Annotated in this window: 14 protein-coding genes; 7 read left to right on the plus strand and 7 right to left on the minus strand. The window is 47.8% G+C overall.

The features are described 5' to 3' along the window. Window positions 1-214: 214 nt before the first annotated feature. Window positions 215-970 carry a glycosyltransferase family 25 protein gene (locus NIES2104_RS18525; RefSeq protein WP_058999751.1) on the plus strand — a complete coding sequence of 252 codons (756 nt, stop codon included), beginning with the start codon at window positions 215-217 and terminating at the stop codon, window positions 968-970. A gap of 488 nt (window positions 971-1,458) precedes the next feature. Next, window positions 1,459-3,543: a PA14 domain-containing protein gene (locus NIES2104_RS18530; RefSeq protein WP_058999752.1), complete on the plus strand. Its 2,085-nt coding sequence runs from the start codon at window positions 1,459-1,461 to the stop codon at window positions 3,541-3,543. A gap of 145 nt (window positions 3,544-3,688) precedes the next feature. Here NIES2104_RS18530 and NIES2104_RS18535 read toward each other — a convergent pair whose 3' ends face one another. Further along, window positions 3,689-5,194, minus strand: a complete 1,506-nt coding sequence (locus tag NIES2104_RS18535; protein WP_058999753.1) for an NAD(P)/FAD-dependent oxidoreductase — start codon at window positions 5,192-5,194, stop codon at window positions 3,689-3,691. Between the two features lie 496 nt (window positions 5,195-5,690). Here NIES2104_RS18535 and pilM point away from each other — a divergent pair, with 496 nt between their 5' ends. From pilM to NIES2104_RS18555, 4 genes are all read left to right on the plus strand, one after another. After that, entirely contained in the window at window positions 5,691-6,779 is a 1,089-nt protein-coding gene (gene pilM, locus NIES2104_RS18540; RefSeq protein ID WP_058999754.1) for a type IV pilus assembly protein PilM, read from the plus strand. After that, window positions 6,780-7,640 (plus strand): PilN domain-containing protein, encoded by an 861-nt coding sequence (locus tag NIES2104_RS18545; protein ID WP_058999755.1) that lies wholly within the window; start codon window positions 6,780-6,782, stop codon window positions 7,638-7,640. Continuing rightward, the gene (locus NIES2104_RS18550; protein ID WP_058999756.1) at window positions 7,637-8,515 is read left to right on the plus strand and encodes a hypothetical protein; all 879 of its coding nucleotides are present in this window, start codon (window positions 7,637-7,639) and stop codon (window positions 8,513-8,515) included. The genes NIES2104_RS18545 and NIES2104_RS18550 overlap by 4 nt, the downstream gene beginning before the upstream one ends. Before the next feature lie 199 nt (window positions 8,516-8,714). Next, the gene (locus NIES2104_RS18555; protein WP_072218099.1) at window positions 8,715-11,162 is read left to right on the plus strand and encodes a type IV pilus secretin family protein; all 2,448 of its coding nucleotides are present in this window, start codon (window positions 8,715-8,717) and stop codon (window positions 11,160-11,162) included. Between the two features lie 55 nt (window positions 11,163-11,217). Here NIES2104_RS18555 and NIES2104_RS18560 read toward each other — a convergent pair whose 3' ends face one another. From NIES2104_RS18560 to NIES2104_RS18580, 5 genes are all read right to left on the minus strand, one after another. Then, complete coding sequence (locus NIES2104_RS18560; RefSeq protein WP_058999758.1) at window positions 11,218-11,661, minus strand: type II toxin-antitoxin system VapC family toxin; 444 nt, start codon at window positions 11,659-11,661, stop codon at window positions 11,218-11,220. Continuing rightward, window positions 11,658-11,924: a hypothetical protein gene (locus tag NIES2104_RS18565; RefSeq protein ID WP_058999759.1), complete on the minus strand. Its 267-nt coding sequence runs from the start codon at window positions 11,922-11,924 to the stop codon at window positions 11,658-11,660. Before NIES2104_RS18565 ends, NIES2104_RS18560 begins: the two co-directional genes overlap by 4 nt. A gap of 24 nt (window positions 11,925-11,948) precedes the next feature. Beyond that, window positions 11,949-12,155, minus strand: coding sequence for a hypothetical protein (locus NIES2104_RS18570; RefSeq protein WP_058999760.1), 207 nt, complete (start codon window positions 12,153-12,155; stop codon window positions 11,949-11,951). A 77-nt stretch (window positions 12,156-12,232) separates the two neighbouring features. Beyond that, window positions 12,233-12,676 carry a type II toxin-antitoxin system VapC family toxin gene (locus NIES2104_RS18575; RefSeq protein ID WP_058999761.1) on the minus strand — a complete coding sequence of 148 codons (444 nt, stop codon included), beginning with the start codon at window positions 12,674-12,676 and terminating at the stop codon, window positions 12,233-12,235. Continuing rightward, the gene (locus NIES2104_RS18580; protein ID WP_058999762.1) at window positions 12,673-12,927 is read right to left on the minus strand and encodes a hypothetical protein; all 255 of its coding nucleotides are present in this window, start codon (window positions 12,925-12,927) and stop codon (window positions 12,673-12,675) included. The genes NIES2104_RS18575 and NIES2104_RS18580 overlap by 4 nt, the downstream gene beginning before the upstream one ends. Before the next feature lie 127 nt (window positions 12,928-13,054). Here NIES2104_RS18580 and NIES2104_RS18585 point away from each other — a divergent pair, with 127 nt between their 5' ends. Further along, on the plus strand, window positions 13,055-14,638 hold the full coding sequence (locus NIES2104_RS18585) for a glucose-6-phosphate isomerase (RefSeq protein ID WP_058999763.1): 1,584 nt from the start codon (window positions 13,055-13,057) through the stop codon (window positions 14,636-14,638). Here NIES2104_RS18585 and csaB read toward each other — a convergent pair. Further along, window positions 14,618-15,667, minus strand: a complete 1,050-nt coding sequence (gene csaB / locus NIES2104_RS18590; protein ID WP_058999764.1) for a polysaccharide pyruvyl transferase CsaB — start codon at window positions 15,665-15,667, stop codon at window positions 14,618-14,620. The two genes, NIES2104_RS18585 and csaB, sit on opposite strands and share 21 nt — an antisense overlap. Window positions 15,668-15,759 lie beyond the last annotated feature (92 nt).

The following is a 15,759-nucleotide window of genomic DNA, read 5'->3' on the forward strand; positions in this document are numbered from 1 at the left end:
GCTTCAATTATACGTTGCGAACTGTTACATCTTGAGATTTTTTCGGAAAGTTGGGCAACGAAACCGCGTATCCGTAAGGCTTTGTATCACTTCTAACTCATTTATTAAATTTCTAAAGATTGCATAAAGATATGACAGCGATGCGGTCGAGTGTAAATTCTCGCTGTACTGGGATAAGTAAACCTACTGAGAACAGGTTAGACGGTGCGGCGCTATGAAATTCTTGGAGTTCTTCGATCGAATCTATGTGATCAACCTGCCCGAACGCCACGATCGTCGTCAACAAATTACACAAGAACTGGCGAAAGCTGGAATGCCATTTCAACGGGGAAAAGTGGAATTATTCGAGGCGGTGAAACCAGATCATGCCGGGATTTTTCCCTTGATCGGGCTGCGGGGGTGCTATATGAGCCATCTCGCCATTTATCGCCAAGCGAAACAACTCGGACTTCAAAACGTTTTAGTGATCGAAGACGATTTAGCGATATCAGAGCATTTCAAGCGTTACGAAACACACCTGATCGAGCAGCTACAACAATCCGATTGGGATGTGGTTTTATTTGGGCATCTTCCTGGAGTGGGCGACCCGCCTGAAACTCGGATACAACTCGACGATCCAAGTTTTGCCACGCTGCGATCGATTGAAAAGCCCTTCATTGGTACTCATTTCTACGCGGTGAATGCGAAAGCGTTTGACCCCCTCATTGCGACCTTCGAGCATACGCTATCACTCCCGGATAACTACTCAGCGCCTGTCACGGTTTACTCGGATGGTGCACTCTTCGATGTATCCCGCGAAGAAAATCTTTGCTTGCTTAAGGCGGTTCCCAGTTTTGGAGGGCAGCGCAGTTCTCGAAGCGACTGTGCAAATCTGAAATGGTTTGACCAATTACCCGCGACCCGACGACTTGTGGAAATTGTGAGAAATTCTGGCGCGATCGACAAAGCAAAGGCAATTCTTCAACGATAGTGAATCTGCGATTTAGCATTTATTCTTCAGTACTGGGGTGATCGATCAGCCAGCGATCACCCCGGTACTGTAAGCAACATAGAAGTCTAAATTTGTGTCAAATAAACTGTTCGTCATGGAAGACATTGAGAATACGAGTGCCTAAATAACAAAAGAATTCACTAAATAAAATAAAGCTGCGATAAGATACGGAGCGAATTCCATCAGAAACATTACAGCCTTACTACTTAAGCGATTCGCTGATTGTGTGATGCTGAGTGATTAAAAGATCTTGGATGCTTAACTAGGAAGAACGTAAAGAATCTGATGAATTTGGTGTGCGTTGCTACCTTGATCGATTGAGTTTGTTTGATATGTATGTCTCGACGAACAGCAAGTGTGTGTTCTGGCTGTAACTGATTAATGACTCGTTCCTGACTTTTACAAAATCGTCGCCGTTGTTGAAATTACGGCTGATTTTTGTTTGTCAAATGACAGAGGAATCTTGAATGGTGTTAGACCCGACTTCCACGCAGGGAGAGATCGGTAGCTTTAGTTTGCCAAAAAATCTTACGGCTGCTCTATCCACTGACCCGAACCCCGATACCCTTTTTCCATTACTCAATGTGGTTGCTGCTTCGAGTTCAACGACTTATGGGGCAATCGGACTGAAAGCGGAATACTTTAATGATGCGGATTTAAATCAGCGATCGCTCATTCGCACTGATCCGACGATCGACTTCAACTGGGGCGGAAACTCCCCAACTCAAGCCGTAAATCGTGATAATTTCTCGGTTCGCTGGACGGGACAAATTTCGCCTTTGTATTCCGAATCTTATACATTTTCCGCAGAGGCAGACGATCGCATCCGTGTGTGGATTAATGATCAATTACTGATCGATCGTTGGGATGTACCGAGCGATCGCAATTCCACGATCAATCTTGATGCTGGACAAAACTACGATCTTCGAGTGGAATATGCAGAATTCGGAGGAGATGCCAGCGCGAAACTATATTGGGCAAGTCCAAGCCAGACGCGAGAAATCATTCCACAAAGTCAGCTAAAATCACCGTTTATCAGCACGAATACGAATTCGGGCGCGGCTTTGATGGGAGATGCGCGAGACATTGATATCAACAGTCTCACGTCGATTAACGATAGTTTAAGCTCTGAGAATCTTTCGGATTTCTACCGATTTACTCTGACACAATCGACGGCAATCAACGTCACCATTGGAAATCTAGCTGCTAACGTAGATCTCAAACTGCTCAATGAGCGGGGCGATATTATTAGCACATCTGCCAATGATGGAACCATGATGGAATCAATCTCCGCAGTTTTGAGCGCTGGAACGTATATGCTCCAGGTCTTTTCCGGTCAGCCCGTGAATACTCAGTATGTGATGACTTCCGCGATCGCAGACACAATTCGAGAGCGTGCGCGACCTGCTGATACTTTTATCGACTCGATGGGAATTAATACCCATTTACGCTACACCGGACTCAGTTATGGACGCTTTGATGATGTGGTCGAGCCGCGTCTAAAAGAATTGGGACTCCGACACATTCGCGATGGTGGTAACGATCCGAATCTGTACCCCAAGATTCGACGATTGGCACAGAGTGGAATCAAGACGACGTTGATCATGGACCCGCGTGATGGAGTGACACCAGATAATGCAGTCTCGCTGATTAAGGCAGGAATGCCCGGAATCGAGGCGGTCGAAGGTCCGAATGAATGGGATGTCGGGAATATGACCTATAAAGGTGCAAACTACCCGGACGGACTGCGCTTGTATCAATCGGAGCTGTATCGTGCAGTCAAAAATGATCCCGTGACTGCAAAATTGCCTGTGTTGATTCCGTCGATGGCACAGCCAGAACATGCTGAAAAAATCGGATCACTGGGCGAATACAGTGATTACGGCAATATGCACAGTTATTCGGGGGGTCGAGTTCCAGCGTTTGACTTCGATCGACGTTGGTTGCCGTTGACGCGAAAATATTCGGACAACAAAACGATCATCGTGACCGAAACGGGCTATCACAATGGGATTAACGATCGAGAAACGACACACAAAGCTGTGACCGAGCAAGTTTCAGCAAAGTACATTCCACGCACGTTTCTAGAATTCTTTAATCGAGGTATCAAGCGCACGTTTCTCTATGAATTTCTGGATCAGCGCCCCCTGCCTGATTCGGAAAATAACTACGGGATTATTCGGCATGATGGCACTCCGAAGCCTGCGTTTTATGCGCTGCGGAACATGATTCGTGTGTTGAATGATAAGCCTGGAAGTACGGCAAGTGGATCGCTCTCCTACTATTTCAGCGGCGATGTCAAAGATCTGCGTCATATGTTGCTGCAAAAGAGCAATGGTGAGTTTTATCTAGTGATGTGGCTGAATTCTGAAAGTACAGAAGCGACGAAAACGCAACGGGTCACGGTGAATTTGTTAACGCCAACAAAGGAAGCGGCGACGTTTTTACCGAATCGATCGGATTCTGCGACGGCGACGTTTTCGACTCCGAGCCGGGTGACGATGGATGTTCCGGATGCACCGATTATTTTGAAGGTGGTGCCGAGAGCGTGATAGGTATTGTGTAATGGGGCAATTGTGGGGCAGGCATCCTGCCCGCCACCGGGAAGCAGGCAAGATGCCTGCCTCACAGTAATTACACAATTTATGATTCAACTTTCATAATCGCTCTACCCGGATCTTCCGTTGCAACGATAGATTATCGGATCGATCGCAATAATTCCAAATGTTTACCCACAGGCGCGATCGTATTTGCCGCGATCATTCCACTCGCAGCCACCGCAGGTAATCCAATGCCTGGAAATGTCGAATCTCCACAGCACAACAATCCTGAAATCGGTGTCATCGCACTGGGGAACAATCCATCGGTTGCGCGAATTGCTGCTCCATAAGTTCCTCGATATCGACGTAAAAATCTTTCGTGAGTGATGGGTGTTCCGACTAACGATAGTTCAGTTCTCGATCGAATATCCGGTATCACTCGCTCCAAAGCTTTCCACATGACCTCCGCCCGTTGTTGTTTTAGTTCCTCATAGTTCTCACATTGCTCCCAAACTTCATAAGGTTCATTGCCCGGTGTGTAGACATGAATGGCATGTTTTCCATCAGGTGCAAGGGATGGATCAAGAATGGATGGAATCGAGATCAGCACAACATTTTGAGGCGCACCAATGCCTAAGTTCCAATCATTGACCACAATGTGATGACACGCGATCGAGTCTAATCCCTGTGCATCAATGCCTAAGTGCAAGTGCATGAAACTCTCACAGGTCGGTGTTGCTTGTCGTGCTTGCTGAAATCGTTTCGGGAAACTATCGACTAACTTAAGCGTGTCCCAAATCGAAGCATTGGAAACCACATAGCGCGATCGCAGTTCTTCACCGTTTTGCAATCGCACCCCGATCGCTTTCTGATTTTCAACTAAAACCTTTTCTACGGGTGCTCTTAAGCGAACTTTACCACTATGCTTTTCAATGCCACGAACTAACGCATCGACGATCGCACCACTCCCACCCGCTGGATAGTCCAATTTCACATTCGGGCGATACCAATCGGCAAACATAAACGCCACTTCAGCGGCATTAGTGCTATCTGCTGGAAGTCCCGATAGTAAAAAGCACAATAGATCTAACCAATTGCGAATGAATGGATCAGTAATCACCTGATTCATTACAGGCGCGAATGCTCCAGTAAGCTTGGAAAACCCGATCGCATTTTGCACCATTGCAGGTAAGTACTGTCCAACGCTTAAAAGTGCTCCTAAGTCATAGCGCACCGCAGCGGGGGGAAGCGCGATCGCGGCTCTTGCTAACGGACTCATTACTTCTTGCAATCGTTGCCATTCTGCAACCGCAGATTCTCCTCGAAGTTGCTGTAAGACTTCGCAGAACTGAGAAGCTCCGACTTGCGTATCGAACGTTCCTTCTGGCAGACAACAGCCCCACGTTTCGTAATTTAGCCACGAGATATCTTCGTCGATCGCGTCTAAAACTTGCCGTAAGGGATTCGGAGAAGGACTGTAAGACATTCCCGAATACAAGGAAGGACCCGAATCGAACGTATATCCGTTGCGCTTAAAACTATGGGCGGCTCCTCCAGCGATCGAATGACTCTCACACACGAGCACATTAAATCCATATTTCGCCAGAATTGCTGCACAACTCAAGCCACCGATTCCGCTACCAATCACAATGACATCAATCATAGTGAAATTCCTATCTATCATCCCCGTATTATCACGAATCTACCTCTCGAAAATTAATCGTGCTGTTTTTAAAATCGCGTGTAGTATGCAAAATTAGGTGTGCTATTTCTTACATTGAGGAGGCTTCCGTAGCGATACTTAGTTGAACGAATTACACCCGAAAAGATTGTAATTTCTGAGCAAAACAATTGGCTCAAACTGAGCAATTTAGAGTGATTTCTAGTCGAGATTCGCTCTGTTTTCAGTTGCTCGAAACGTTTAGGGGCAACCGTTTTAGAAATTTCTCTAACTTTCTTGAATTGAGTTGTTTATTCTTGTAAAAACCTGGGCAGTCTAAGTTCGTTACACGAGAAATAAATCACGATCGATGCTCAATAGAGTAACAGATTTTTAGATAAATTTCCGTGTGATCACCCAAACTTTTTCAACATCCCAAGACTGCACTTCTCGAATGCAGACACCTGTTACTCATTCACTTACAGCGGGCTAACAAACAGTGGTTAACGTCAAGAGTTTATTCTCAAAAAAATCAAGGGGGGTTGGCATTGAGTTAGCCGCCGATCGCCTAAACATTGTGCTCCTGCGGAAACAGGGGCAAGGCTTTCGACTCGGTTCTTATGCGACGGTTCCCGTTCCTGAAGGTGTGTTTCACGAAGGGCAAATCACCGATCCGCCCGCGATGGCAGAGATTATTCAATCTGCGTTAGCCGAACACAAAATCAAAGTGAAACAGGTGGCAACGGCGGTTCCTGGTGGGCGCGATACGGTGACGCGGATTATTCCCGTTCCGGCAGAACTCGACGATCGAGAACTGCGCGAAATGGTGCTCAATCAAGAAGCGGGCTTGTATCTGCCTTTTCCTCGTGAAGAAGCCGATGTTGATTACCAGAAGCTCGGTCTGTTTGTGGATGAAGACGGGATCGAAAAGGTGCAAGTTCTCCTAGTTGCGACCCGCAAAGAAGTGACAGATACCTATCTCAATACATTCCAGCAAGCGGGGTTACAGGTTGATGTCCTGGAAGTCAGTAGTTTTTCGCTGATTCGGACGATTCGAGAACAGTTGAGACAGTTTGCCCCTCAAGAAGCGGTCGCACTGGTCGATATCGAGTTTGACAATACCGAAATTTCGATCACGGTGGATGGTGTGCCTCAGTTTTCGCGAACTGTCCCGATCGGAACTTATCAAATTCAATCGGCGCTATCGAGAGCGATGAATTTACCGCCCTCGCGCAATATTGATTTACTGCAAGGAATGACGATTCCGACCGGGGATTCTAACCGACCGGGTGGAAATCCAGGAGCGGCGGCGATGCTGCGAGTGTTAGGAGAACTGAGCGATGAACTGCGGCGATCGATTGATTTCTACCTGAACCAAGGCGAAAACCTCGAAGTCGCGCAGGTGATGTTAGCTGGACCCGGAGCCGCGATCGGGCAATTAGACGAATTTTTTACAACTCGATTGAGTTTGCCCTGTAGCTTGGTTGATCCGGTCACGGCTTTATCGCTCAACGGTGATGAAATTCCAGCGAACTTGCGCCCTGGTCTGGGTGTGGTACTCGGTTTAGGACTGCGGGAGGCGTGGTAAATGTACAGTTTAGATGTCAATTTTCTCAACGATCGACCAGAGATCAAGCCCGATAAACGGCGCAGCAGTGGAGGACGCAAACCCTCGATTTCATCCGACGATCGTCGCCCGCTGTATCTTGGAGTTGCAGCGCTGGTCTTTTTTCCGACACTTGCGGCGGCGCTCTTGGGAATTCTCACCTTGCGAAACGGTGATTTAGAAAAGCAGAAAGCCGATTTAGAGATACAGCTTGGCAATTTAGAAACTGAGAAGAAAAATCTCTCGAAGATTCAGGAAGACGCGAAACAAGCGACCGCAGAAGCAGAGTCGCTGGCTTCCGTGTTTAACCAGATCAAACCTTGGTCAGCAATGACTCAGGACATTCGCGATCGCTTGCCTTCGACGGTCCAGCTTGCCTCGATTGAGCAGAAAGCTGATCCGGCTGCTGCTGGAATCACTCCCGCAGCCTCGACGACTCCCGTGTCAGGACGCATCGAGATTAAAGGAACAGCGAATTCGTTTAATGATGTCAATGATTTTCTATTGACGCTTCAGCAATCGAATTTTCTCAGAGCCGATCAAACCAAAGTCATCAGCGCGGAGTTGGGTGAGGAAAGAACGCTTCAGCTACCAGAATTTCCAGGCGTGAAGCGGGAAATGGGTGAGTTCAAACCTCCTCGCCTACCGCGACGAGTCTCGTTTGCGATCGCAACTGCGATTAATGATGTTCCGGCTTCGGAATTGATTCGGGAACTCGATCGTAAAGGGGCAGTGGGTCTTGTGACTCGGATCGAAGCCTTGAAAGAACGCGGTGTGATCTCGGAGTCGGCTCCGAAATCTCCGACCCCCGCAGCGAAACCAGACGGAGCGAAAAAACCATGACGGCTGACTTTATTCCTGATTCGGAGTTTGAGAGTACTCCAAACTATCCCACAGCGTTTGGGGTCACATTTACGCCAACCATTAGCGGAATTCTGCTGGGTCTGCTGGGTTTGCTCGGTGGCGGTGCGCTGATCTACTATCTGGTGATGCCTGCATTTGAAACGAATCAAACCTTGAGCAAGTCTGTCGAAGAGAAAACGCAACAGCTTCAACAACAAGGCGCGATTCGTAAACAGATTCAGGATGCGAAGGATCAGTTAGAGAAAGCAAAACAGAAACGAGATCAGGTTTACAGCTTGTTTGCCAATGAGAAAACCTTGAATACGCTGATGTTTGATCTCAACCAATTGATCGAGCGGAACAATGCAGGGTTACTCGCTGCAAGAAATACAAAGCTAAATGCTTGTCCAGCGTATGTGCGGCAAATATTCGCGACTCCGGGCGGTGCTCAAGAGTTTCAAGATCAGTTTGGTCCGCTAGTGTCTGAGGCAAAGTTAAAACGCTTCAAGCCGGACGATAAAGGAGCCGCAGTGATCAACGATAGTTCGCTGGGTGCGCCAATTAACAACAAGCTAAAGCGCCAAACGATCGATATCGAGATTCGCGGCAACTTTAACCAAACGCAGTCGATTTTTAGAACGATCGAGCGGCTTCAACCGCTGTTACTGGTTCGCAATCTAGATGTCAAAGTCGTGGATCAAAAAGTAGCAGAAGGCTTGTACGAAATCCAGCCCGACGGCACGATCCGCTATTTAACCAACTGCCAACCGGATAACCAAATCGCGGCGACCTTCCAGATGGATGCACTGTTGCCGTTGACCGATGTCGATCGACAAGCGGTACAAGCGGCTCAGCAATCCCCTGAGAAAAAATAGCGATCGCTGATGAACTTCTGCGCTGCGATTGCAAATCCGGGAAGCCCCCTAAATCCCCCACGAGTGGGGGACTTCAAACCAAAAGAGCTTTAACGCTCAAAGTCCCCCAGAATGGGGGATTTAGGGGGCGAAACCCACTTCCAACGCAGCGAAAAACCATCCATATAATCCCCAATTCCCCCTAAGAGGAGTGTCCCCCGTGAAAGAGCTTCGATCGATCACTATTGCAACTGCCGCGACGCTTGCCCTAGTCAGTCCTGCGTCTGCTAACCCAACCCAAGTCACCAATGTGCGCGTCAACCCGAATGGTGCTGGTTTTGATGTTGTGCTCGAAACCCAAGGCGGCAAAGCGCCTCAAGTGTTCAACGTCAATCGCGGCAATACGTGGAATGCGTATGTGTTCAATGCCCAAATCAGTCAACCGTTCAATCAGAAAAATCCGGCTCCTGGAATTGCTCAGATTTCAGTGATTCCGTCGGGTGCGAATGGTGTGCAAGTGACGGTCGTGGGAACGAATGCAGCCCCGATCGGTCAAATTGCTTCCCGGAATGCTCAAGGTGTGATCTTCAATGTTGCGGGTGCAGGTGGCGGAAGTGCTCCGAACACTGCCCCTCCGATCGTTACGGCTCAAGCACAGTCGGCTCCTTTGCCAACGGCTCCCGTCGCTCAATCGATGCCAAATTCGACCACTCCGATCGCTCCGTTTGTTCCGAGTGCTCAGGTGCCGAATCAAGGACAGCCAGTCGTTCCAGTTGCCCCAGCTCCACCGTTGCTCAGAAGAGCCGTTGCGCCTCCAGTCGGTGATCAAGCGATTTCGCAGATTGATACCTCAGCAACAACGATCGATCTCGGCACAAATGAGCGGATTCCTCGGTTGGTGTTGCGTGATGCTCCAGTACGAGAAGTGTTGTCACTTTTGGCACGTGCAGCAAAATTGAACCTAGCTTATGTCGAGCCGCCTAGTAACGGACAGCAGGGACAGCAAGGTGCTAAACCGAATGGTCCTACAATCTCTTTAGACATTGAGAATGAATCTGTCCAGGAGGTATTTAACCACGTCTTGCGAGTCACTTGCGTAACGCCAACGTTTGCAGTGGTAAATGGTGGCAGTACGGGTCAATGTGCGTCTTTGGAAGCAAATCGAGTTGGGCGAACTCTGTTTGTTGGACCTCGCCTCCCTGACGATGCGAGAAATTTCATCACTCGAACCATCCGTCTCAATCAGGTTTCTGCGTCTGATGCTGCTGGTTTTCTAACAACTCAAGGTGCTGAAACCCAGCAAGCTGGTACAAGGAGAACAGTTGTCAGCTTGAGACGATCCGATAACCAAGTGCGAGAGGAATTAGTTGAAGAACCTGCAATCATTTCTCTACGGGCAACAGAGGGGACGGCTCCGCTATTGCTCAGAGGAGTAGCGATAACCGCTGATCCTCGTCTCAACACAGTTACTCTTGTTGGATCACCCCGTAGGATTGAGATTGCAACTCGCCTGCTCACTCAACTTGATGCTCGTCGTCGTCAAGTTGCAATCAATGTAAAAATTGTTGATGTGAATTTGCTGAGAACGGATGACTTTAACACCAGTTTCTCTTTTGGCATTGGCAACAACTTCTTTAACGTCGATCGAGGTGCAGCAGTTTTCAACTTCGGTCAGTACAGACCACCGACTAGTGCTGAATCGACCGATAGTTTAGCTGGTCGTCCTATCATCAATAACCCCTACACGGATTCTAACAGCTTCATTAATGTCAATGGCGCTGGGTTCCCAGTTCCTAATACGTCTCCAGGAGAGCGAGTCATTGTTGATGGACGAGTGTTAACGAACATTCCAAATGGATCTGCAACATTCTTTGGTCGATCGGTTCAGACGAACAATCCTCTGCAACCGGGTATTACCGACATCACTCCAGCGACTCCTAATGTGACAACGTTCACCACTGATCCAACCACTGGAAGGGTAACAGGAGCCTTCTCACCTGGAACGGTTGGAGCACTTACTGCTGCCTTGCCGACTTTGTTCCAATTCCCAACGCGCTTTTTGGCACGATTGCAGTCGCAAGTTACGAGCGGAAATGCAAAAATTCTGACTGATCCAACTGTTATTGTCCAGGAGGGTCAAAAAGCAAATGTCAACCTGACTCAAGATGTAGTCACGAACACTAAAATCACCCGTACAGATACGGCGGGTGTGAGTCGTGAAACTGTTGAGCTAGAAAGACAGCAAGCAGGATTGAAGCTCGATATTGTACTGGATCGAATTGATGATAATGGCTTTGTCTCTCTTAGTATCAATCCCTCTGTGACGGCTCCGGTTAGCACCGTAGACACAGGTGCAGGTCGAGTCGTGCTGTTATCAAGACGGGAGATTCAATCTGGTTTAATTCGGTTACGCGATGGACAAACATTGATTTTGTCTGGAATCATTCAGGAAAGCGATCGTTCTTCTGTAAGAAAAGTTCCAATTTTGGGCGACCTTCCTCTGTTAGGTTCGCTTTTCAGAAGCACGAGTCGCGATAATCAGCGTCAAGAAGTCATCGTGATGCTGACCCCTCAAATCCTGGATGATAGTGATCAATCCAACTTTGGTTACGGTTATGTTCCCGGTCGCGAAGTGCGTCAGTTCTTGCAGCAGCAAGAAAACCGCTAACGCAAACCCACTCTAGATCCACAGCGCCAGAGTTCCCCTGCGAATTCTGGCTTTTTTATTGCACAGTTTGAGGATGCACAACCATAATCGGAGCGGTCACTGTAAAATCATTTGGATTCAAGGTGAGTAGATGATCGATCCCATGCGCCAGCATCACAGCGACCAGGCGAATATCATGTGCTCTCTTGCCTTGAATGTTGTTTTCTGTGATTAACCGAAACCAGAGCGGAAAAATTTCTGGTCGCTCTTCAAGTAAGGCAAATCCAGTCATCAACTCATTAATTCTATTTTGTGTTTGATCAACACTCCAACCTAATCCGTTCACACTGGTTGGACGAGTTGCAACCACCCAAAACTCAATAAGAACTTGTGGAGTCAGAACACATTGATTTCCCTGCAATCCCAAGCGGGATATTGCATTAATGGTGAGGGAGTGCTGAGCATCAATCGGATTGGAAAATCGTAAAACGATGTTTGTATCTAATAGGTATCGGGTCATTGATCGCTGATACTTCCCCGATCGCCGTAAATACTTTCTCGATCGAAAGCCTCATCCGGTAGACTCACGCCAGTTTTAGGAAGGTGTGCAGTCCATTCTTGGAAGCTTTTCACCCATTCTTCTGGAGTCACAGCATTCCAAGATTGCAGCAACGCTTGCGGTTTCTCAGCCTGATGCTTAATCGAAGCAATGAAACCTTCAACTTGCTTGAGTTGGTCTTCATTCAATCGATCAATTTCTTGCTTTACTTTATCTCGCAGCATAATTGCAATGAGTTCTTTCTTCTATCATATAGGCTCTTCTTCGTCTAATTGAATCACTCCGATTAGGCTTTGAGTCCAGGGATCAAGACTGGTAAAAGAATTCGTACTTGGAGTTGAATCGCTAGACACCAGCGTTTCTTGTTGAATTGAGCTTAATAATGACTGCACCAACCGCCAGCGATCGCGAATCGGCAATTGCAATGCCTGATTCTGAAGTTCCTGCCAAGTCACTCGCCTGCCTCCAATAACACTACTCGTCTATCGTAAGCGATCGCCATCCCTGCTTTGGTTACGGTTATATTCCCTTCTTACTGCACCATTTGGGGATGAACAACCGTAATGAAAGACGTGACAGCGAAATCACTCGGATTCAACGTGAGCAAATGATTAACGCCATACGCCAGCATCACAGCAACCAAGCGAATATCGTGTATTCTCTTTCCCTTGAGGCTACTGATTGAAACTAGCTCTAGCCAAATCGGAAAAATTTCTGGACAGTCTTCAAGTAGTGGAAAGCGATCGAGCAATCTATCGACAGAAGCTTTCACTTGCTCTACGCTCCACCCGAAACCATTCACATTTGTAGGACGAGTTGCAACCACCCAAAATTCAATGATGACTTGAGAAGTAATGACACACTCATTGTTTTGGTCTAACAGCTTGCGAATCGCACTTGTGACTAGAGAATGATTCACATCTAAAGTATTTGCAAATCGCAGAATAACGTTCGTATCCAATAGATATCGCGTCATTCGTCGCCGTCGTCGCCGTAGTAAATGTTTTCTCGATCGCAGGCTTCATCGGGTAGACCTCCACCTGTTTTTGGAAATTGCGAAGCCCACTCTTCTAGATCTCTCGCTCGTTCTGCGGGTGTTGTTCTCTTCCAGAGTGGAACCGATGATTTTTCAGTCTCAAGCTTAATCGAAGCAATGAAGATCTCAACTCGTCTCAACTGGTCTTCGTTCAGCTTGTCGATTTCTTGTTTGACTTTTTCTTTCAGCATGGCTTTATGAGATCGCTATTCTTTTATCGTAATCGAATTCACTTTCTTAAATCTTCCCGTCTCTCTATTCCTGACTCCCCCACGGCTTATAAACTAGCAACAGAGCTACACTTAGAGGGACGACGGTATGACTGCTTCAGCACTTTGGCAACGCTATCAAGACTGGCTGTATTATCACGACGGCTTATCGCTGTATCTTGATGTCAGTCGAATGCGGTTTGACGATCGCTTTGTCGAATCGATGTTGCCTAAATTCGAGCAAGCCTTTGTCCAGATGAAAGACCTCGAAGCAGGCGCGATCGCGAATCCCGATGAAGATCGGATGGTCGGTCACTATTGGCTAAGAGATCCCGGTCTTGCGCCAAATGAGGATTTGAAAAAAGATATTATCGACACGATCGAGGCGATTGAATCGTTTGCGGGTAATGTGCATTCCGGTCAGATTCATCCGCCGAACGCCGAAAAATTTACCGACATTTTATCGATCGGCATTGGGGGATCGGCTTTAGGTCCTCAATTTGTGGCTGAAGCGCTGGGTGCAGAGTCGCCTTTAGCGATTCACTTCATCGATAACACTGATCCAGCGGGAATCGATCGCAGAATCGAGGAATTGGGCGATCGATTACGCACAACGCTCGTGATTGTGATTTCCAAATCGGGGAGTACGCCAGAGCCGCGAAATGGAATGCTCGAAGTTCAGGCTGCATTCAAGCAGCGAGGGTTGGATTTTAGTAAAAATGCGATCGCGATTACCGGAAGAGAAAGCAATCTCGACCAACTTGCAAAGTCAGAAGGCTGGTTGGCAACCTTCCCGATGCACGATTGGGTGGGGGGTCGGACTTCGGAACTTTCAGCCGTGGGTCTCGTTCCTGCGGCACTTCAAGGAATTGCGATTCAAGAAATGCTAGAGGGGGCGCGAGAAATGGACATTGCCACTCGTGTACCGAACCTGAGAACGAATCCAGCGGCGTTACTTGCGCTGAGTTGGTACTTTGCTGGAGACGGCAAAGGCAAAAAAGATATGGTAGTACTGCCGTACAAAGATAGTTTGCTGCTGTTCAGTCGGTATCTGCAACAGTTGGTCATGGAATCGCTCGGCAAAGAAAAAGATCTCGATGGCAACATCGTGCATCAGGGGATTGCAGTGTACGGAAACAAAGGCAGTACTGATCAACACGCTTACGTGCAGCAGTTGCGTGAAGGAGTGCCAAATTTCTTTATGACCTTTATCGAGGTGTTAAAAGATCGATCGCAGTCCTCGATCGAAGTTGAATCGGGTGTCACTTCCGGTGATTATCTCTCTGGATTACTTCAGGGAACTCGAAAAGCATTGTACGAGAACGATCGCGATTCGATCACGGTCACGATTCCCGAAGTCACTCCGCGTCATGTCGGTGCTTTGATTGCGTTATACGATCGAGCCGTCGGCTTCTACGGCTTCTTAGTTAATGTCAACGCTTACCACCAGCCGGGTGTCGAAGCAGGGAAAAAAGCGGCGGCAGTTGTTCTAGAGATTCAGCGTAAAGTGATGGAAGCGTTGCAGCAGGAAAAAACGCCGATTCCACTGCAAACATTGGCGATCAATGTTGGAAAACCCGATGAAGTGGAATCGATTTACAAAATTGTGCGGCACTTAGCGGCAAACGATCGAGGTGTGAAACTTCACGGTGATTTATCAAAACCGGGAAGCCTAACCGTGAGTGCGTTCTAACACCTGTTCTAGAACCATTTGATGAAACAGGGCGCGATCGATTAATGAATGAATCTGATCATCAGAAAGCGCATCTCCGTTCGCATACAACTCGATCCACATTCGACTCAACTCGTTTGCATGAGTAGGCAAATCAGCGATCGCGCATCCCGCCATGTCTAATTCGCTCATGAGTTGAGTCACTTTCGGGTCATAGCTCAATCCAAAACAGCGACATCCTTCTGAGGCTGCCATGATCAATCCGTGGAGTCTCATCGCGATCGTCATTTCCACACCCCGAAACACCCCTTTCAATTCCTGCGGTTGTTTGATTTGCAAAATATGACTGGTTTCGGGTAACTGTTCATGGAGCGATTGAGCGATCGCAAAATCCTGACTCGCTTGAAACGGCAGTAATAAGATGCAGGTCTGAGTCGCTCTCTGGAAATCGACTAACGCACGAGTAAAAATATCTAAGCGTTCTGGAGTTAAATGACGATGCGATCGCAGATTTACCGCAACTCTCGGAGCCGGTAAATTCCATAATCCTTCAACCGGACTCGATTCCATTGCCCAAACCGGATCAGGCGCGAGGGTGAATGGAATTTGCCAATCGTGCAGCAAGGCAGCCGAAGCACGATCGCGAACACTGACTTGAGTACAGTGCTTAAAGGTCGATCGCGTCAAGCTCGTCACCCACGATCGTTTTAGCGGTCCAATGCCTTGTGCCCAAGCGATCGTTTTCAACCCCATAATCTGAGCTAATCGCATTAACCCACCGTAATAGACCGGATTCATCGCGCTCGTGGAATCCTGCATCAAACTTCCGCCACCCCAGATAAAGGCATCTGAAGTCCGGATCGCATTCAGCACCGCAGGCAGAGATTTACGATCGCACACTTCAACTTGATAGCGATCGCGGGTTTGGGCTGGATCGCCAGATAATACGATCGGTTCAACATCATCCGGCAACATTTGCAGCAGTGAAGCCAATAACGCCTCATCGCCTCCATTTCCCATACCATAGTATCCACACAGAACTGCCCGCATAAGCGCTACTGCGAACCTCTAGAATTAAACAGGTGTCATTAACTGTACTATGGCGGCTCTCTCGATTCCCACTTGAATCAGCCTTATTTTCG

The organism is Leptolyngbya sp. NIES-2104 (assembly GCF_001485215.1).
GTDB lineage: Bacteria > Cyanobacteriota > Cyanobacteriia > Leptolyngbyales > Leptolyngbyaceae > Leptolyngbya.